This window comes from Vitreimonas flagellata, from assembly GCF_004634425.1.
GTDB classification, from domain to species: Bacteria; Pseudomonadota; Alphaproteobacteria; order Caulobacterales; family Aquidulcibacteraceae; genus Vitreimonas; species Vitreimonas flagellata.
On sequence record NZ_SBJL01000001.1, the window covers coordinates 1235221 to 1252538 of the forward strand.

The 17318-nt window shown below is 63.2% G+C and carries 18 protein-coding genes and 1 pseudogene; 7 read left to right on the plus strand and 12 right to left on the minus strand.

The genetic code is table 11. The features are described from left to right. Positions 1 to 10: 10 nt before the first annotated feature. Entirely contained in the window at positions 11 to 436 is a 426-nt protein-coding gene (locus tag EPJ54_RS06355) for a VOC family protein (RefSeq protein ID WP_135210805.1), read from the minus strand. A gap of 132 nt (positions 437 to 568) precedes the next feature. After that, a complete protein-coding gene (recA, locus tag EPJ54_RS06360) occupies positions 569 to 1633 on the minus strand; it encodes a recombinase RecA (RefSeq protein WP_135210806.1) in 1065 nt (354 codons plus the stop codon). A gap of 272 nt (positions 1634 to 1905) precedes the next feature. On the opposite strand from recA, the gene EPJ54_RS06365 reads away from it, so the two are divergent. Beyond that, the gene (locus tag EPJ54_RS06365; protein ID WP_135210807.1) at positions 1906 to 2136 is read left to right on the plus strand and encodes a hypothetical protein; all 231 of its coding nucleotides are present in this window, start codon (positions 1906 to 1908) and stop codon (positions 2134 to 2136) included. Here the strand turns inward: EPJ54_RS06365 and EPJ54_RS06370 are convergent. Further along, positions 2133 to 3005 (minus strand): pirin family protein, encoded by an 873-nt coding sequence (locus tag EPJ54_RS06370; RefSeq protein ID WP_135210808.1) that lies wholly within the window; start codon positions 3003 to 3005, stop codon positions 2133 to 2135. The genes EPJ54_RS06365 and EPJ54_RS06370 overlap by 4 nt on opposite strands. Before the next feature lie 115 nt (positions 3006 to 3120). Between EPJ54_RS06370 and EPJ54_RS06375 the strand changes: the two genes are divergently transcribed. Next, on the plus strand, positions 3121 to 3717 hold the full coding sequence (locus tag EPJ54_RS06375) for a hypothetical protein (RefSeq protein ID WP_135210809.1): 597 nt from the start codon (positions 3121 to 3123) through the stop codon (positions 3715 to 3717). A gap of 15 nt (positions 3718 to 3732) precedes the next feature. On the opposite strand, the gene EPJ54_RS06380 is transcribed toward EPJ54_RS06375, so the two are convergent. The 4 genes from EPJ54_RS06380 to fliQ form a co-directional block, all read right to left on the minus strand. Beyond that, positions 3733 to 6258 carry an ATP-binding protein gene (locus EPJ54_RS06380; RefSeq protein ID WP_135210810.1) on the minus strand — a complete coding sequence of 842 codons (2526 nt, stop codon included), beginning with the start codon at positions 6256 to 6258 and terminating at the stop codon, positions 3733 to 3735. 93 nt (positions 6259 to 6351) lie between these two features. Next, complete coding sequence (flhB, locus tag EPJ54_RS06385) at positions 6352 to 7434, minus strand: flagellar biosynthesis protein FlhB (protein WP_135210811.1); 1083 nt, start codon at positions 7432 to 7434, stop codon at positions 6352 to 6354. A 3-nt stretch (positions 7435 to 7437) separates the two neighbouring features. Continuing rightward, on the minus strand, positions 7438 to 8193 hold the full coding sequence (gene fliR / locus EPJ54_RS06390; RefSeq protein WP_135210812.1) for a flagellar biosynthetic protein FliR: 756 nt from the start codon (positions 8191 to 8193) through the stop codon (positions 7438 to 7440). After that, complete coding sequence (gene fliQ, locus EPJ54_RS06395) at positions 8193 to 8456, minus strand: flagellar biosynthesis protein FliQ (protein WP_135210813.1); 264 nt, start codon at positions 8454 to 8456, stop codon at positions 8193 to 8195. Before fliQ ends, fliR begins: the two co-directional genes overlap by 1 nt. 127 nt (positions 8457 to 8583) lie before the next feature. Between fliQ and EPJ54_RS06400 the strand changes: the two genes are divergently transcribed. Further along, a complete protein-coding gene (locus EPJ54_RS06400; protein WP_135210814.1) occupies positions 8584 to 10380 on the plus strand; it encodes a DUF885 domain-containing protein in 1797 nt (598 codons plus the stop codon). A 444-nt stretch (positions 10381 to 10824) separates the two neighbouring features. Here EPJ54_RS06400 and fliP read toward each other — a convergent pair whose 3' ends face one another. Together fliP and EPJ54_RS06410 are read right to left on the minus strand one after the other, a co-directional pair. Further along, entirely contained in the window at positions 10825 to 11556 is a 732-nt protein-coding gene (gene fliP / locus EPJ54_RS06405; RefSeq protein WP_135211203.1) for a flagellar type III secretion system pore protein FliP, read from the minus strand. A 92-nt stretch (positions 11557 to 11648) separates the two neighbouring features. Further along, a complete protein-coding gene (locus EPJ54_RS06410; protein ID WP_135210815.1) occupies positions 11649 to 11945 on the minus strand; it encodes a flagellar biosynthetic protein FliO in 297 nt (98 codons plus the stop codon). Positions 11946 to 12089: 144 nt separating this feature from the next. Between EPJ54_RS06410 and flgB the strand changes: the two genes are divergently transcribed. The 4 genes and pseudogenes from flgB to EPJ54_RS20385 form a co-directional block, all read left to right on the plus strand. Then, positions 12090 to 12506: a flagellar basal body rod protein FlgB gene (gene flgB / locus EPJ54_RS06415; RefSeq protein ID WP_135210816.1), complete on the plus strand. Its 417-nt coding sequence runs from the start codon at positions 12090 to 12092 to the stop codon at positions 12504 to 12506. 3 nt (positions 12507 to 12509) lie between these two features. Beyond that, positions 12510 to 12920, plus strand: a complete 411-nt coding sequence (gene flgC, locus EPJ54_RS06420; protein WP_135210817.1) for a flagellar basal body rod protein FlgC — start codon at positions 12510 to 12512, stop codon at positions 12918 to 12920. A gap of 4 nt (positions 12921 to 12924) precedes the next feature. Next, positions 12925 to 13230 carry a flagellar hook-basal body complex protein FliE gene (gene fliE / locus EPJ54_RS06425; RefSeq protein WP_135210818.1) on the plus strand — a complete coding sequence of 102 codons (306 nt, stop codon included), beginning with the start codon at positions 12925 to 12927 and terminating at the stop codon, positions 13228 to 13230. 146 nt (positions 13231 to 13376) lie between these two features. After that, a pseudogene (locus tag EPJ54_RS20385) lies at positions 13377 to 13535 on the plus strand (DUF1328 domain-containing protein); the annotation flags it as partial. A 340-nt stretch (positions 13536 to 13875) separates the two neighbouring features. Here the strand turns inward: EPJ54_RS20385 and EPJ54_RS06435 are convergent. The 3 genes from EPJ54_RS06435 to dxs all read right to left on the minus strand — a co-directional run bounded on the left by EPJ54_RS06435 (position 13876) and on the right by dxs (position 17165). Further along, positions 13876 to 14580, minus strand: coding sequence for an oxygen-binding di-iron domain-containing protein (locus tag EPJ54_RS06435; protein ID WP_135210820.1), 705 nt, complete (start codon positions 14578 to 14580; stop codon positions 13876 to 13878). 304 nt (positions 14581 to 14884) lie between these two features. Beyond that, entirely contained in the window at positions 14885 to 15091 is a 207-nt protein-coding gene (locus EPJ54_RS06440; protein WP_135210821.1) for a hypothetical protein, read from the minus strand. A 163-nt stretch (positions 15092 to 15254) separates the two neighbouring features. Next, the gene (gene dxs, locus EPJ54_RS06445; RefSeq protein WP_135210822.1) at positions 15255 to 17165 is read right to left on the minus strand and encodes a 1-deoxy-D-xylulose-5-phosphate synthase; all 1911 of its coding nucleotides are present in this window, start codon (positions 17163 to 17165) and stop codon (positions 15255 to 15257) included. Positions 17166 to 17318 lie beyond the last annotated feature (153 nt).

Below are 17318 nucleotides of genomic sequence, written 5' to 3' on the forward strand. Positions count from 1 at the left end.
GTCGCGCTATTTACTCCGGTAGAACAAACGCCCCGTCCGCGCCGAGCGGTGCGAGTGGGTTCCAGGCCACCTCCCACAGGTGGCCATCCGGATCCGCGAAATAGCCGGAATGCCCGCCCCAGAACACGTCCTGTCCTTGCTTCACGATCTCGGCCCCCGCCGCGCGCGCTTCCTCCAGCACGACGGCGACCTCTTGCTTGGTGCGGACATTGTGCGCCAACGTCATGCCGCGAAAACCACCGCCCGCGACGTCGATGCCGACGTCATGCGCTAACTCAGCACGCGGAAAAATGGCTAGCGCCTGCGCGCCCGCTTGAAAGAATACGATGTCGCCCTGGCTCGCGGATGACGCCCGAAATCCAAGCGCTTCATAGAACGCCCGCGACCGCGCCAAATCCGCGACGCCCAACGTAATCAGGGAAACGCGCGGCTCCATCGTGCAAACTCCATAGAGATCAGATCAAGGAATCCGCCGGCCGGCCCAGGGATGCACCAGGGCATGGGGTCGGGTCGGTCACAGCCCCGAACCGGCCAGCGAAACTTGGATCGCGCGCGCGGCGACTTAATCTTAGTCTTTGTCTTCGTCGCCTTCAGGCGGAGAATACATGGCGTCGGCCACCGCACTCGACTTGCCACGAATGGCGTCCTCGATCGCAAGGGCGACGTCCTTGTGTTCCTTCAAGAACCGGCGCGCGGCTTCCTTGCCTTGGCCGATCTTCTGCCCACCATAGGCATACCAGGCGCCGGATTTATCGATCACGCCCGCCTTCACGCCGAGCTCGATCAATTCGCCCGTCTTGGAGATACCTTCGCCGTAAATGATGTCGAACTGCACCTGCTTGAACGGCGGCGCGACCTTGTTTTTCACGACTTTGACACGGGTTTCCGAGCCAATGACTTCGTCGCGTTCCTTGATCTGGCCCGTGCGGCGAATGTCGAGACGTACCGACGCGTAGAATTTCAGCGCGTTGCCGCCCGTCGTCGTTTCCGGGTTGCCGTACATCACGCCGATCTTCATGCGGATCTGGTTGATGAAGATCACCAACGTGTTCGACTTCGAGATCGAGGCCGTGAGCTTACGCAGCGCCTGGCTCATCAAGCGCGCCTGCAAGCCCGGCAAGCTATCGCCCATCTCGCCTTCGATTTCCGCGCGCGGCGTCAGCGCCGCGACGGAGTCCACCACCAGCACATCAACCGCGCCCGAACGCACGAGCGTATCGGTGATTTCCAAAGCCTGCTCGCCGGTGTCCGGCTGCGAGACGAGGAGATCGTCGAGATCAACGCCCAGCTTGCGCGCATAGATCGGATCGAGCGCGTGCTCGGCGTCCACGAAGGCGCACACGCCGCCGCTCTTTTGCGCTTCAGCGATGCAGTGCAGCGCCAGCGTCGTCTTGCCCGAGCTTTCCGGGCCATAAATTTCAATGATGCGGCCCTTGGGCAGACCGCCAATGCCAAGCGCGATGTCGAGGCTCAAGGAGCCAGTGGAGATCGCCTCGATCTCAACCACGGGCTTCTCGCCCAGACGCATGACCGAGCCTTTGCCGAAGGCGCGATCAATTTGTCCGAGAGCTGCGGCCAAAGCCTTCTGCTTGTCCGTTTCCACTTCCGCCTCAACAAGCTTCAACTTGGCCATATGTCCGTCTCCCACTAGGTCGAGTCCATGCCCTGGACTACAGGCGCTGCGCATGTCCGCGTCAGGAATCGAATGTGCACTATTTGTTCTCGGAACACAAGGAGAACATGCGAGCACCGGCGAGAGGTCCAACTGACACAATACCTGGCGCGTCGTGCAGGCTCTCTTCCCCAATCCCTAGTCCCCAATCCCGAGAACAGCGCGCCCCCTATTCCCTTCCGGCCATATCCGGCCTTAATGGTTCCGCTGGTGGAATATGAGAGGATCGTCGGATGGCTTCGTCGCTCGCGCCCCTGCCGCCCCGCGGCGGACATCCGCCCACGTTGGAATCGATGAATTCGTTCCGCGTGAAGACGGCCGCACTCTCGCGCCCAGCGACGCCCGCGAAAGGCGACCCCAATATGGTGCTCGTCACCTCGGCTGACGGCGGCGTCGTCGTTTATCCGCCGAGCAAGAAGCTCGCGATCCTCGCCGCCCGCCGCGAACGACGCACCGGCCGCTAGGCGAACGCGCTGATATCGCCGAACTTGCCCGCGTTGAAATCCGTGATCGCCTGACGAATTTCGCCTTCCGTGTTCATCACGAACGGGCCGTATTGTACTACGGGCTCATTGATCGGTTCGCCGCTCAGCAGCAAGAGCTTCGCGTCGCTTTCCGCTTCGATCGCGATCGCGCCGCCTTCGCGCGCATAGAGCGCAAATTGCGACGGCCCAGCAGGCCGGCTATCCTCAAGCTTCACGTTGCCGCTTTGCGTCAGCAGCGCCAGCGTATGGCCTTCCGGCAGGTTGAACTCCGCCTTCGCGCCCGCCTTGAAGCGCACATCCCAAATGTTGATCGGCGTAAACGTCCGCGCCGGGCCTCGTGCGCCCGCATACTCGCCGGCGATCACCCGCACGCGGCCTGCCTCACCCGGCAAATCCACCGAGGGAATCTGGGCGTCGAGCAGGGTCTGATAGCCGGGCGGCGACATCTTGTCCTTCGCCGGCAAATTCACCCAAAGCTGCACCATCTCCATCGCGCCGCCGTTCTTCGTGAACGCTGCCGAGTGGAATTCCTCGTGCAAAATACCGGACGCCGCCGTCATCCATTGCACGTCGCCCGGCCCGATATGGCCGCCATTGCCGGTCGAGTCGCGATGGTCGACTTCGCCCGCATAGACAATCGTCACGGTCTCGAAGCCGCGATGCGGATGCACGCCCACGCCGCGCTTGTGCGTCGCCGGCGCGAACTCATAAGGCTGCGCGTAATCGAGCAGGATGAACGGGCTCACGGCCGCGCCATGCGTTTGCGGCGAAAACATCGACCGCACCGGAAAGCCATCGCCCACCCAATGCGGGCGCGGCGCGTCGTGGAGAGCAAGGAGTTTTCTCATGGCCTGAAAATAAGCGCGCGACCTTTCCGCGCAATAAGGCACACGCTTGACACCGCCCGCTGGAACAAGGCGCGCGGCCATCGGTTTTGCATCTCAATCAAACGAGGAACGCCCCATGCGATTGCTTGCGACCGCCGCCATCGCCACCCTGCTCGCCGCCTGCGGTCAGCAAGCGACGCCGCCCGAACCGATCGAACCACCGGCTGCTGAGACGCCAGCCGTTGACGCTAACGCAATCACGCCCGAAGGCTGGAATACATTGCGCGTCGGCATGACCCGCGCCGAAGTCACCGCCGCAGTAGGCGCGACCGTGACACCCGGCGCTGTCGGCGGCCCCGATCCGGCTGCGTGCGATCTCTTCCACCCGGCCAACGCGCCCGAAGGCATGCTCGTGATGATCCAGCAGGACGTGCTGACCTCAATCAACCTGCGCAACAACACGACGCTCCGCACCGATCGCGGCTTTGGTGTCGGCAGCACCGCCGCCGAGATCAAAACCGCCTACGGCGCAAGCGCGGTGTCCGAGCCGCACAAATACATCGAAGGCGCGGAATACATCACGATCTGGAGCGTCGGCGGTCCAACCGCTGCCGCCCCCTTCGTCGAAGACGCAAACGCGCGCGGCATCCGCTACGAAACCAACGCGCAAGGCGTGGTCACCGCCGTACACGCGGGCGGCCCGAGCATTCAGAATGTCGAGGGGTGTTCATAACGCAAAGCTGACACCCTAAGCCGCCAGCAGCTCCTTAACCCGCCCCACGAGCTGCTCCATCGTCACCGGCTTGCTCATGTAGTGCACGGGATATTGCTCCAGCATGTGGCTGAAGCTTTCGGGCGCGTAGCCGGAGAGGAAGAGCACTTTCGCGGCGCCAATCATCGCCGGATCGGCTTCCTGCAGCATCTCCGGGCCGGTCATGATCGGCATTGAGACGTCGGAGATGATGATGTCGTAGGCGCCCGGATTGCGGCCGAGCACTTCGAGCGCTTCTTCACCGTTCTCCGCCTCTTCGACCTCGTAGCCGCACTCCTTGAGATTGCGCACGATTGAACGGCGCACCGCGGTTTGATCTTCAACGAAGAGGATTTTGCCACGGCCCGCCACGTCCTTCGGCGGCGGCGCGATCAGCGCGCGCTCCTTCGCAGCGATTTCTTCCAGCTCTTCCGCCGTCGGGTCATAGACCGGCAAGAAGATGCGGAACGTCGTGCCGACGCCCAGCTTCGACGAAAAGAAGATGTAGCCGCCCGATTGCTTGATGATGCCGTAGCTGGTCGCAAGGCCAAGGCCCGTGCCTTTGCCAGCTTCCTTGGTCGAGTGATACGGGCGGAAGATCTTCGCCGCGTGCTCCGGCTTGATGCCTGAGCCCGTGTCTTCCACTTCGATCATCACGTACTGGCCATCTTCGATCGGGTTGTGGCCCAAGCCGCGCGCCGCTTCCGCACTGATCACGGATGTGCGCACCGTAAGCTTGCCGTCCTTCGGGATCGGCGAATCCTTCGGCGTCATCGCATCGCGCGCGTTGGTCGCCAGATTGATGAGCACGCGCTCAAGCTGGGTCTTGTCCACCTTCACATACGGCAGATCGCGGCCATGCCGGATTTCGTACTTGATCGATGCGCCCATGATGCGGCGGATCAGCTCTTGGCGTGAGCCAACGAAATCACCCACGTCGAACACTTCGCGCGCAAATGTCTGCTGACGCGCATAGGCGCGCAGCATTTCCGAAAGCTCTTTCGCACTCGCCGCGTTGTCGGAGATTTCCTGCAGCGTCGGATAATCCGCATCACCCACAGGGTGGCGGCGCAGCAGGTACGAGCAATTCTGCATCACCACCGTGAGCAGATTGTTGAAATCGTGCGCGACGCCCGCTGCGAGTTCGCCGATCTCGCGCATCTTTTCCGATTGCGCCAAACGCGTCTCAAGCTCGCGTTGTTGCGACACGTTGAGCAGATAGGCGATGCTGCGGCCATCGGCCGAGCGTGCGAGATGTACGTGCACCGCGATCGGCGGCGAGGTTGCCAGCGTGATCTCGGTCGGGTCGTTCATGGCTTGACGCAGACGCTGCGCCAAAGCTTGCGGGCCTTCCGAGGCTTCAAACAAATCTGCGAACGCCGCACTCGGCGTCGCGCGGCCTTGCGTCATCTCCATCAGCGACGCGTTGGAATCCAAGAGCGCCGCAGACGCCGGGTCCGCGCCATCGAGCACGGCAATACCAAGCGGCGCTTGCGCGAACACCTCATCCGTCTCGCCTGAACCGCGCGCACTTGGCGCAGCGGGTGCGGCTTCTGGAGCTTCCGCGTCCGAGAAAAACACGAACGAGCGCGACGTGCCGTCCACATCTTCCGCCGGCCAGAATGACAGCGTCGAGACTTGCGTCTCGTGCCCGTCGAGCCCGCGCAGCGTCACGCGCGCCGGCGTCGGCCCGAAGCCGCGGCGATCGCGGCGAAGAAGCTTTGACGGGTCTTCCTTCACGATATCGCGCACGCGCAGGATCGCCGGGTCTTCACCCAAGCCGAGCACCGCGCGCAGCGCGCGGTTCATGTACGCAATCGTGCCGTCTGGGCGCGCGGCGAAGAAACCAACCGGCGCATCGTCCAAGAAAATCTGTCGCGACGTGTCATCCGGCGCGCTCGCCTCGCCCGCACCCAGCTCACGCAAGCGCCACAGCACATAGCCGCCTGGGATCGGCCCAACGCAGGCTTCAAAGCGCGCGTGCTTGCCTGTGAGCGCCGCCGTCGCCGGCAATTCCTCGCGCCGTGTTTGGCCGAGCTGTGCAGCCTTCGACAAACGGAACATCGGCGCCGACAACATCGGGTCTGCGCCAAACAAGCGGCTCATCATCGGCGGGCGATCGCTCTCGCCCATCACGCCGGCGGCTTCCGCGATGTTGTAATACGCCACGTTCGCGACCAGCGGCGACAAATGCGTGTCGGTGACGAGCGCCGCTTCATCGAGCGCTTCGATCATCGCGTGCTCGTTGCGTCCGCCCAGCAGCGCGGACGCCGCGATCACGCCACGCTCTGGAAACGCACCGTGCTGACGCCCTGCGCCGCGCGACATCCAGAAGAACAGCACCATGCCGACAGCCGCGACCAGCACGAGCAGCACCGCGCCCGCCTGGCCCACACTTGGCCCCGCCGTAATCGCAACGCCTGCCGCGCCGATGCCGACAGCAGCCGAGACCCAGAAAAGGATCTGAAGCGGATCGAGCCGCCCGCCGCCGCGCGGAGGTGGATTGTCTACGTGATCTGTCATTGGCGCGCCTGTTAGCCCGGCACTTGACCCCGATTCGGGGCGCGGATCACGTTGGGGCGCGGTAGGGAATCCATCCGCCATGTGTGTTCTCCGCTACAAGTTTCTTCTGGGCCGGCCGCGTCGGTGGGCCATACGCATGATGAAGCCGATGACCTTGGCCACCGCCTCGTAATGTTCCCGAGGTATCGGCTCGTCGATCTCGGCGGTCGCAAACAGCGCCCGCGCCAGCGGCGGTTCTTCCACGATCGGAATGTTATGTTCTTCAGCGATCTCACGAATTTTGAGCGCGGTCGCGTCCACGCCCTTCGCCAAGCACACCGGCGCACCGATTTCGCCAGGCTCATACCGTAACGCCACGGCGTAGTGAGTCGGGTTCGTAATGATCACGCTCGCCTTGGGCACGTTCTGCATCATGCGTTGCCGCGACCGTTCCATGCGGATTTGTCGCAGCTTGGCTTTGACCATCGGGTCACCGTCGTTCTGGCGGAATTCCTCTTTGATCTCCCGCCGGCTCATTTTCATGCGTTCCATGTAGGATTGCCGCGTGAAGACGTAATCCACAGCCGCCAACAAGGCCGCCGCGCTCGCCAGCGCCATCAGCATCGCCACCACGCGATCCTGAATCCACGGCAGCAGCGCGCCGGGGTCCAGCAGCGACATATTCTCGATCACCGCGTCGTGCGGCCACAGCACCCATCCCAAGACAGCGCCGACGAGCACAAGCTTCGCCAGCGACTTAAGAAACGTCGCAAACGCCTGCTTGCCGAAGGTGCGCTTGAAGCCCTCCATGGGATTGAGCTTGTCGAGTTTCGGCTGCAACCGCTCGGCGGTGAAGGTTGGGCGATCCTGCACATAGCGCGCGGCGATGCCGCTCACGGCGAGCGCGATCGCGGTGAGCCCGAAGATCGCCAACAGCTTGATACCGATCGCGCCCATGATCACCGTGAGCGAGCGCGGGTCCGTCGAAAGCTGATCTGGCATGGCGAGGAAGCCGATGAAGCTCTCACCCATCTGCTTTGTGATCGGCCCGGCCATGAACGCGACGAACGCTGTCGCGGCCACCAACGAGAGTGCAGCGCCCACTTCCGTCGAATAGACGATGTCGCCCTTCTCGCGCGCCTGATCTAGTTTTCGCGGTGTCGGCTCTTCTGTTTTGTCATCATCATCAGCGGCCATGCGTCACCTCACCCACAACGCATAGGATTGCATGCTGTCGAGCCAGATCAGCATGCCCGTCGATAGACCGAGCGCGAACACCACCAAGCCGCCCAGGATTTGCAGCGGCATGATGATAAAGAACACTTGGATTTGCGGGATCAAACGAGAGAGCACGCCCAGACCCACGCGAAAAATCAGTCCCGCCGCCACCACAGGCATCGCGATCTGAAAGCCAACGCGGAACGATGTCGCCGCTGTCGTCAGCGCCAAATCCGCCGCGTCGCCGACAGGTGGCGGCGCTCCTAGCGAGATTAAATCGTACGAGCCCACAACGCCTTGCAGAAACATGTGATGCAGGCCAGTCGCGAACATCAGCGCCAGACCAAGCATGCTCAAGAACACCGACGTGAGCTGACCGGATTGCGTCATCGTCGGGTCAGCCGTTTGCGCGAACGCCAGGCCAATTTCCAGGCCGACGATCTGACCCGCCGTCGCCAACGCCGTCATCAAGAAACGCGCAGCCCCGCCGATTAAGATACCGATCAAAGCTTCGCTCGAGACTTGAAACGCCATGCCCCATGCGCTCGTCGCCGCATCTGGCACGCGATCGGCAAGCGTCGGCGCCAAGCAGATCGCCAACACCAACGCAAAACCCAAGCGCACGCGCGCGGGAATCGCCGGTTCACTGAAGCCGGGCAGCAGCATGATCACGCCAGCAATGCGCGCGAATAGGAGCGCCGCGCTCCAAACATCGACGCCGTAGAGCGAGAGCTCCATCAGTAATTCGCGATGCGTTCGAAGATGCCGTCCATGAAGCCGCCGAGAAGGCCGCCCATGATCGGCAGGAAAAGTAGGATGGCGAAGAAGATCGCGAGGATCTTCGGCACGAACACGAGCGTCTGCTCCTGGATCTGGGTGAGCGTCTGCAGCAAGGACACGACAAGGCCGACCACGAGGCCGACGATCATCGGCCCCGCCGCCACCAGCACCGTCACCCAGATCGCCTCGCGCCCAAGGTCGAGGACTTCTGCTCCGGACATATTCGCTCCCGCGCGGACCCGGCAAATTCTGCCGAGCGTCGCTCCAAGGACGCCATTCGTGGTTAACGAGTGGTTTCCGCCGGGCGTCGCGCTGCTAAAGAAGCGGAAAGATCAATGGGGAGACGCCATGAACATCACCCGCCGCCACGCCCTGCTTACCGCTTCCGCCCTGGCCGTCGCTGGTTGTAGCACCGCAACGGAGATGACCGATCCGGGTTCGGAATTAGGCGCCTTCTTCGAGGAGCAATTCGAAGCCGTCGTCGCCTCCTCCCCAGAGCTCGCGACCCAACTCGGCGACCGGCGCGGCTATGATCGCTGGGACGACGAGACAGAGGCCTTCGCCGAAGCTCAATTGCAGCGCGCCCGCACCGCGCGCGAATACATGCTCTCGCATTTCGACCCCGCGCGTCTTACGCCGCAGGATCGCCTCTCCTATCGCCTGTTCGACATGGGCGTCGCGCGCCAGGAAGAGAATTGGCGTTGGCGCAATCACGGCTACATCTTCAATCACCACGCCGGCGCGCAATCGAACCTGCCCGCGTTCCTGATCAACGCGCACCAAGTCACCAACGTCTCTGACGCCGAAGCCTATGTCGCGCGCCTCAACGGACTGCGCGCCAAGATGGATCAGCTGATCGCCAATTCCGAAGCCGCCGCAGCACAAGGCATTATGCCGCCGCGATTCTCCTACGAAGGCACGCTGTCTTCGAGCCGTAACGTCATCGCCGGCGCGCCATTCGGCGAAGGCCCCGACAGCCCGCTCTGGGACGATTTCCAATCCAAAGTGAGCGCGCTGCAGATCGCGCAAAGCGACCAGGATCGCTTGCTTGGCGACGGCCGCGCCGCGCTGCTCAATTCGGTGAAGCCAGCGTATGAGCGCCTCATCGCCGTGCTCACCGCCCAACAAGCACGCGCCGGTGACGATGACGGCGCGTGGAAATTGCCGGACGGTGACGAATATTACGCGGCCCGCCTGCGCCTCTTCACCACCACGAACATGAGCGCTGACGAGATCCACAACACCGGTCTCGCCGCCGTCGCCCGCATCCACGAGGAAATGCGCGGCGTCATGCGGCAGGTCTATTTCACCGGCGACCTCGCGGCCTTCTTCCAATTCATGGAATCCGACCCGCGCTTCTACGTCGCCGACACCGTCGAGGGCCGCGCCGATTATGTGCGCCGAGCCACCGCCGCGATCGACGCGATGCGCGCGCGTCTGCCGCAATATTTCGGCCGCCTGCCGCGCGCGCCGTTGGAAGTGCGCCCGGTCGAGCCGTTCCGCGAACGCGCCGCGGGCCTTGCCTTCTACGAGCGCCCCGCCGCCGACGGCTCACGCCCGGCGATCTATTACGTCAACACCTTCGATGTGCACGCCATCCCGACCTACCAGCTCGAAGCACTCGCCTATCACGAAGGAATCCCTGGCCATCACATGCAGATCGCCATCGCCCAGGAGCTGGAGGGCGTGCCGCGCTTTCGCCGCTTCCTGACCTTCTACACCGCCTACACTGAAGGCTGGGGCCTCTACGCCGAACGCCTCGGCAAGGAAATGGGCGGCTATCAGGACCCGTATTCGGAGTTCGGCCGCCTCGTGCTCGAGCTCCGCCGCGCTATCCGCCTCGTCGTCGACACAGGCCTCCATTCCAGGCGTTGGACCCGACAGCAAGCGATCGACTACATTCTGGCGAACCAGCCGGCCGGCGAACGCGAGGCCGCCCGCGACATCGGTCGCTACATCGTCAACCCAGGCCAAGCGACCGCCTACATGGTCGGTCAAATGGAAATCCTGCGCCTGCGCGAAGCAGCCCGCACCGCGATGGGCGCGCGCTTCTCGCTCTCGGGTTTCCACGACGCGGTGCTCGCCAATGGCGCAGTGCCGCTCGAAGTGTTGGGCGAACTCGTCCGCGACTGGAGCCGCGCCTAATCCGGAGCGCCTGCGCCTGGCCGGCAAGAGCTTGCGCATCCGCGCCAGAATGAGAGCAAAGCACGCGAGTTAGGTGCGTGGGGCAGCTGTGCGATCGAAGCATCAACGGCGCGGAGGCCATGCATGCCGGCGAGACACCGGCGCGCCGAGCGTTCAACGCAGACGAAAACGTGCTTTACACATCACACTGTGACTATCTTCCGACTGGAAGCATCCAATTTACCGAATCCACCTCATCTTAGGTTCAGGCGCGCCGGAAACTATCGGACGTGCCCGCGCGTAGAATATCTGCGCGGACAAAAAGAACTTAGGGGAAATCCGATGAGCGCCTTCCAATCCATTGCCGCCTTCTTTCGGGGCCTGTTCGGTCGCAAGGACGACGACTTCAAGACGCTGCTGATGTCTGACCTGGGCATCGAACGCTAAACTCTGCCCCCGCCGGCCCTATCCGCCCGGCGGGACACCCGCGTTGAAGCTCTCCACCAGGGAGCCCGCCACCAATCGCCATCCGTCCACCAGGACGAAGAAGATCAGCTTGAACGGCAAGCTTACGGTCACAGGCGGCATCATCATCATACCCATGGCCATCAGCAATGAGGCCACCACGAGATCGATGATCACAAAGGGTATGAACAGCATGAACCCGATCTCGAACGCCCGCCGCAGCTCCGAAATCATGAACGCCGGCGCCATCACCCGCAGCGGCACATCCGTCGCGCTCTGAGGCGGCGTTTCCAGACGCGCCATATCGATGAAGAGGGCCAGATCGTCTTCCCGCGTTTGCGACGCCATGAAGGCTTTCAGCGGCTCCACAATCCGCGGGAACGCCTCGTCGAGCGGCATTTCCTCGCGCATCACCGGCCCAATGCCCGCTTCATAGGAGGCATTCCAAACCGGCTGCATCACGAACGCCGTCAAGAACAGAGAAAGCGAGATGATCACCACGTTCGGCGGCGCCTGCTGCAGGCCGATGGCAGTCCGCAACAGCGAGAGCACCACCACGATGCGCACGAAGCTTGTCGTCATGATGATGATCGACGGCGCCAGCGAAAGCACCGTGATCAAAGCCGTCAGCTGTAGCACCCGCGCCGTCAGCCCATCGCCGGTGCCAAGATCAATCGACAGCGCCGGCCCCGCCGCCGCAAACGCATACGTCGCGCCCGACAGCGCTGACATCAGCACCGAGGCGAACAGAATGGTCCGCACCGCGCCCTTGAACTCAGGCTTGCGGAAAATGCCCTGCTTGGGCGGCTTCGACTGATCAGCGCTCACGCCCCACTCTCCGCACCAGTCGCGCTCGGCGCAGCTTCAACAGCTTGGGTCTCGCCCACCACCACATCGCCCGCCGGCGACAACAGCATCAGATGTTCGCGTCCATCGCAGCGCACGATCACTAGACGCCGGCGCGGATCGATCATCAGGCTCTCGGATATCTTGAGTCGGCGCGGGCCTTGTGCGGTCGGTTGCAGCATGCCGAGCCGCCGCGCGCCGTAAGCCACACCTAAGATCAGCGCCAGGGTCGCAATCAGCGCAAACAAGCTGCGCGCCCAATCCAACAATTCCACGGAACGCCTCCGTTCTGGAGTTCAGGCGTCCATGACCTCAGCCGGTTTGGTAAATGAGGGATTAATTTTCCCACCCGAAATTAAGTCGCGCTTAACCATACCGCACTCAACTAGGCAAAGTTTGCAGCCCTTGAGTCGAACGCAATGGACCTCGCCAATTCCCCGTTCTTCGGATTGTTGCGCCAACGACTCGACCATTTGTCTGAGCGTCAGCGCCTCATTTCCGAGAACATCGCCAATGCGTCGACGCCCGGTTATCGCCCGCGCGACCTCGACACGACGAGCTTTGACCGCATGCTCGCTTCGGCCGCCAATAGCGGCGGCGTGACGGTCGCCCGCACCAATCCCGGCCACATGAGCAGCGGCGGCGGCGGCGGCGGCTCTGGCGTGCAGGTCGTTACGCGTGATGACTCCGAAACCACGATCGACGGCAACGCAGTCGTGCTCGAAGAGCAGATGGCGCGCGCCGCCGAGACGCGGATGCAATTCGAAACCGGCTTAGCGCTCTACCAAAAAGGCCTAGACCTCGTGCGCCTCGCATCGCGCGCGCCAGGAAGATAATCCATGACCGATATCAACTCAGCCATCGCCGCTGCAGCTTCCGGCATGCGCGCCCAAACGGTGCGGATGCGCGTCGCCGCCGAAAACGTGGCCAACGCCAACTCCACCGGCGCCAATCCGAACGAAGAGCCCTTCCGCCGCCGCGTGCCGCTGCTCGAAAGCACGACGCTGGCGAACGGCGCTCAAGGCGTCGAAGTGCAGGGCACCGCCTATGACATGAGCGACTTTCGCCAGGAATATAACCCCACGCACCCGGCCGCTGATAGCGACGGTTATGTGCGGCTGCCCAACGTCGATACGCTCGTTGAGATGATGGACATGCGCGAAGCCACGCGCGCCTACGAAGCAAACTTGAACATGATCGAAGCCGCGCGAGGCATGACCAATCGCGCGCTCGAATTGCTGCGGAGATAAGTAAATGGCGGTTGATCCCCTTTCAGCAGCGCGCGCCTATCAACAAGCCGCGCAGGCGATGCAACGCAGCGGCGAAGCTGCGGGCGCGGACCAAATGGATTTCGGCGCGCTCGTGCAAGATGCCGTGCGCCAGGCTGGCCAAAGCGCTGGCGTTGCCGAACAACAATCGCTGGCGGTCGCTGCAGGCCAGGCTGACATCGTCGATGTCGTGACCGCGATTGCGGCGGCGGAAACGCAGCTGCAAACCGTGATCGCCGTGCGTGACCAAGTGATCAGCGCGTACCAAGAAATTCTGCGGATGCCGATCTAACGGCAATAGGCAGTGGGCAATGGGCAGTAGGTTTTGCCTGCGCTCGTTTCTATTGCCTATTGCCCACTGCCCACTGCCCACTGCCTGGAACCTCTCCCCTGAACTGACGTTCATCGCTCGTCAGTTTCGTGAACGGAGAATTTCCCATGCTTGGCTGGGCGATTGGTTTCTTTGTTGCTGCACTCGTTGCAGCGATTTTCGGTTTTGGCGGCATCGCATCGGCGTTTAGCGGGATTGCTGTGCTGCTGTTCTGGGTGTTCCTCGCCCTCTTCGTGCTTTCGTTGCTCTTCAACACATTCGGCGGCGCGCATGCTGCAACGCATAGCGGCAGCGGCCGGACGTTTGCGACATTTGCGCTGATCGGGGGCGTTGCGCTCGTTACGTATGCGTGGGTTGAGAACGATATGTCGGCCGAACGCGCCGGCCGCGTGATCGATCGCGAAACCGTCCAACTCGTCGAGGCGACGGGCGATGCGCTGGCCCAAGCCGGCAATCGCGCCGAGAATGTAGTCGATGAAGCTGGTGACGACATTCAACGCGATTTGAATTCAGCTGACGAGCGCGCCGAAAACGCCTTCAACTAACAGAACCCCTCGCATACTCCCCTCCGGCCCGCGTGAAAGCGCGGGCTTTCTTTTGCGCGTGTTACCCAATTCTTTGCGCCAGCTCCCTCAACAAGGCCCCGCCGTCTCCGCGCCAGGCGCTGCCGTGCATGCAGGCGAGAGTCTCGGGCTTGAGCGCGGCGAGTTTGTCGAGGCCGGCGCGGGTGTGCGGGGCGTGCGCGAAATAATCCAAGGGGCCACGAAACGCTTCGCTGGGGCCGAGGATGTCGCTCTCGATCACCGGCGCGTGGCCCTTGCCGCCTTGCGTGAAAAGATCGCCGCAGAAAAGGAGCTTACGCGTCTCATCGAACACGAGGCCGCAATCCCACCCGTGCGGCAGATGCGGCGTGTCGTACCAGGCCAGCCGCGCGCCGCCGATATCCAGGACTTCGCCGTCGGCCAAAGCGCGCGGCGGTGCGTTGGCCACGTCGCCGATCGACACCATCGCGCCGATGCGGCCGCATACGGGCCGCGCATTGGGCGCAACGGCGATAAACTCATTGAGCGCGCCGCACTCGTCGGCCTCGAAATGCGAAAAGCCGAGCCAACGCAATTTTGAAGGCGCGAGCACGCGGGCAATGGCGGCGTGGGTGGCGTCAAACAAACGGCGCGGGCCGGTGTGCCAGAGCAGCGGCTCGTCAGCGGCGATGAGATATTGGTTGAAGGAAAAGCCAGCGCCATCAGGAGTATCGACATCGGAGGCGATGCGATAAACGCTCGACGCAATTTCATCGATACGCGTCTGCATGGGTAGCCCTCGCCCTCTGCGGTCTTACGGGGCGGACGCAGTTGGCGCACTGCACCTAAAGCGTCAGCGCCCTGCTTGCCCCCCGCAAGGATACAAATCCAAGACCTAGCTCTTGGCGCCGCTCGTGCTCGTGCCGCCCTTTGGCGCTTTGTCCTTCTTGGGTTTGCGCTTCTCTTTGTTGGAGCGCATTTGGCCTTTCGCCATGATTCAATCTCCGTCGCTATGGGCGACGGAGATTAGGCAGCAGGCGATGGGTGTTAGGCAATAGGAATTTCAGCGGGTCGATCACCTACTGCCTCCGCGCTTATTGCGGCGGACGGCGGTTGCTGTCGTTGCAATCGCTGTCGAGCAGGCCTTCGTCGTTCGGGCCGTTGCAGACGTCATTGTCGTCAGAGAAATAATCGACGGCGGCGGCGCCGACCGCCGCGCCGGCGGCGAGAGCACAGCCGCTGGCCAAGGGCGCTGTCAGGCCAAGCAGAATGAAGAGTGCGGCGCGCGTGCGTGATTTCATGATGGGACTCCTTCGATGAAGGCGAACCCCGGAGATGGCGCGCTAGTTCCGAAAACTGCTCAACCGTTTACGGGGGAGCTGTCGGCGCGCGTGAGCGCGATGACTGAGGGGGTGGCGCGAGGTTTGGGCGGACTTCCCCCTCCCCTCGCTTGCGGGGGAGGAGTTAAGCCCGCGCCTCGTTCACGCCGCGGCCGAGCGCCAGCAGTGCTGCGTTGGCGATGGCGTCGGCGTCGAGGCCTGCGGCGGCGTACATGGCTTCCGGCTTGTCCTGATCCTGGAAGATGTCGGGCAGCGTGAGCGTGCGGATTTTGACGCCGCGGTCGAGCAAGCCGTCGCGCGCCATGAAGTGCAGCACGAACGCGCCGAAGCCGCCCTCCGCGCCCTCTTCGATCGTAAGCAGAACTTCGTGCTCGCGTGCGAGGCGGCGGATCAGATCTTCGTCGAGCGGCTTGGCGAAACGCGCGTCAGCCAGCGTTGTCGAAAGCCCCATCGCGGCGAGCTTGTCGGCGGCCTTGTTGGCTTCCGACATGCGCGCGCCGAAATTGAGCAGCGCCACGGACGTGCCTTCGCGCAGGATGCGGCCCTTGCCGATTTCGAGCGGCGTGTCGCAATCGGGCCCGAGCACGCCGTCGGCGTCGCCGCGCGGATAGCGGAAGGCGCTGGGCGCATCGTCGATCGCGGCGGCGGTGGCGACCATGCGCGAGAGCTCGTTGCCGTCAGCGGCGGCCATCAGCACCATGCCCGGCAGCGCGCCCATGAAGCCGACGTCGAAGCTGCCCGCGTGCGTCGGGCCGTCCGCGCCGACGAGGCCGGCGCGATCCATGGCGAAACGCACGGGCAGCTTTTGGATGGCGACGTCGTGCACGACTTGGTCGTAGCCGCGCTGCAGGAAGGTCGAATAGATCGCGGCGAACGGCTTCATACCGTCAGCGGCAAGGCCCGCCGCGAACGTGACCGCGTGCTGCTCGGCAATGCCGACGTCGAAGGTGCGATCCGGGAATTGCTTGCCGAAAATGTCGAGCCCGGTGCCTGACGGCATCGCGGCGGTGACGGCGACGACGCGCTTGTCCTTCTCGGCCTGGCGCACGAGCGATTGCGCGAACACTTTGGTGTAACTCGGCGCCGATGCGCCCTTGGCTTGCTCGCCGGTAAAGACGTTGAACTTGGTGACGCCGTGATATTTGTCGGCGGCGTTCTCCGCCGGCGCGTAGCCCTTGCCCTTCTTGGTGACGACATGGATCAGCACCGGGCGATCGGTGAATTCCTTGGCGTTCTTGAGGATCAGCGTCAGCGTATCGAGATCGTGACCGTCGAACGGCCCGAGATAATGGAAGCCCAGCTCTTCGAAGAAGGTGCCGCCGGTGACGAGCGTGCGCGCGTATTCCTCGACCTTCTTGCCCACATCATGGATCGGCGCCGGCAAATGCTCTGCCACCGATTTCGCCGTCTTGCGCAGGCGGCGATAGGTCTTCGAGGACGCCAGACGACCGAGATACGAGCTCATGCCGCCCACGGGCGGCGCGATCGACATATCGTTGTCGTTGAGAATGACGATGAGCCGCTTGGTGCTCTCAGCCGCGTTGTTCATCGCCTCATAGGCCATGCCGGCCGAGATCGAGCCGTCGCCGATGACGGCGATCACGCTGTTGTCGTCACCACGCTTATCGCGCGCGACCGCAAAGCCAAGCGCTGCGCTGATTGAGGTCGCGGCGTGCGCTGCGCCGAACGGATCGTATTCGCTCTCGGCGCGCTTGGTGAAGCCGGAGAGGCCGCCGCCGGTACGCAATGTGCGAATGCGATCGCGCCGGCCGGTCAGGATTTTGTGCGGATAGGCTTGGTGGCCGACGTCCCAGATGACGATGTCGCGCGGGGTGTCGAACACGTAGTGCAGCGCCACCGTGAGCTCGACGACGCCGAGGCCCGCGCCCAGATGGCCGCCCGTGGTTGAGACGGCGCTGATGGTTTCGGCGCGCAGCTCGTCCGCCACTTGTTGCAACTGGTTCGCATCAAGCTTGCGGAGGTCCGCCGGGAACTTGATTTGGTCGAGCAAGGGGGTCGAATTCTGCGGGGCCATGCAGCCTCTAAACGTCCGAGATTGGTCAAAAGGCTACCCCCGTTTGAGGCGAAAAGCGACGCCGCCGCTCAGGCTGGATCGAGGATATTTCTAGGATTTTCGTGCGGCACGGGCGCGCACGCGCCGCAGGTGCGCCGTGCAAACGCCAATGGG

Coding starts and splice junctions, on each gene's coding strand:
- flgC (WP_135210817.1), top strand. CDS start 12,510: ATGACCGATATCAACTCAGCCATCGCCGCTGCAGCTTCCGGCATGCGC.
- EPJ54_RS06370 (WP_135210808.1), bottom strand. CDS start 3,005: ATGAGAAAACTCCTTGCTCTCCACGACGCGCCGCGCCCGCATTGGGTG.
- flgB (WP_135210816.1), top strand. CDS start 12,090: ATGGACCTCGCCAATTCCCCGTTCTTCGGATTGTTGCGCCAACGACTC.
- EPJ54_RS06365 (WP_135210807.1), top strand. CDS start 1,906: ATGGCTTCGTCGCTCGCGCCCCTGCCGCCCCGCGGCGGACATCCGCCC.
- dxs (WP_135210822.1), bottom strand. CDS start 17,165: ATGGCCCCGCAGAATTCGACCCCCTTGCTCGACCAAATCAAGTTCCCG.
- EPJ54_RS06355 (WP_135210805.1), bottom strand. CDS start 436: ATGGAGCCGCGCGTTTCCCTGATTACGTTGGGCGTCGCGGATTTGGCG.
- EPJ54_RS06400 (WP_135210814.1), top strand. CDS start 8,584: ATGAACATCACCCGCCGCCACGCCCTGCTTACCGCTTCCGCCCTGGCC.
- EPJ54_RS06440 (WP_135210821.1), bottom strand. CDS start 15,091: ATGAAATCACGCACGCGCGCCGCACTCTTCATTCTGCTTGGCCTGACA.
- fliP (WP_135211203.1), bottom strand. CDS start 11,556: ATGTCAGCGCTGTCGGGCGCGACGTATGCGTTTGCGGCGGCGGGGCCG.
- EPJ54_RS06435 (WP_135210820.1), bottom strand. CDS start 14,580: ATGCAGACGCGTATCGATGAAATTGCGTCGAGCGTTTATCGCATCGCC.
- fliR (WP_135210812.1), bottom strand. CDS start 8,193: ATGGAGCTCTCGCTCTACGGCGTCGATGTTTGGAGCGCGGCGCTCCTA.
- fliQ (WP_135210813.1), bottom strand. CDS start 8,456: ATGTCCGGAGCAGAAGTCCTCGACCTTGGGCGCGAGGCGATCTGGGTG.
- flhB (WP_135210811.1), bottom strand. CDS start 7,434: ATGGCCGCTGATGATGATGACAAAACAGAAGAGCCGACACCGCGAAAA.
- EPJ54_RS06380 (WP_135210810.1), bottom strand. CDS start 6,258: ATGACAGATCACGTAGACAATCCACCTCCGCGCGGCGGCGGGCGGCTC.
- recA (WP_135210806.1), bottom strand. CDS start 1,633: ATGGCCAAGTTGAAGCTTGTTGAGGCGGAAGTGGAAACGGACAAGCAG.
- EPJ54_RS06375 (WP_135210809.1), top strand. CDS start 3,121: ATGCGATTGCTTGCGACCGCCGCCATCGCCACCCTGCTCGCCGCCTGC.
- fliE (WP_135210818.1), top strand. CDS start 12,925: ATGGCGGTTGATCCCCTTTCAGCAGCGCGCGCCTATCAACAAGCCGCG.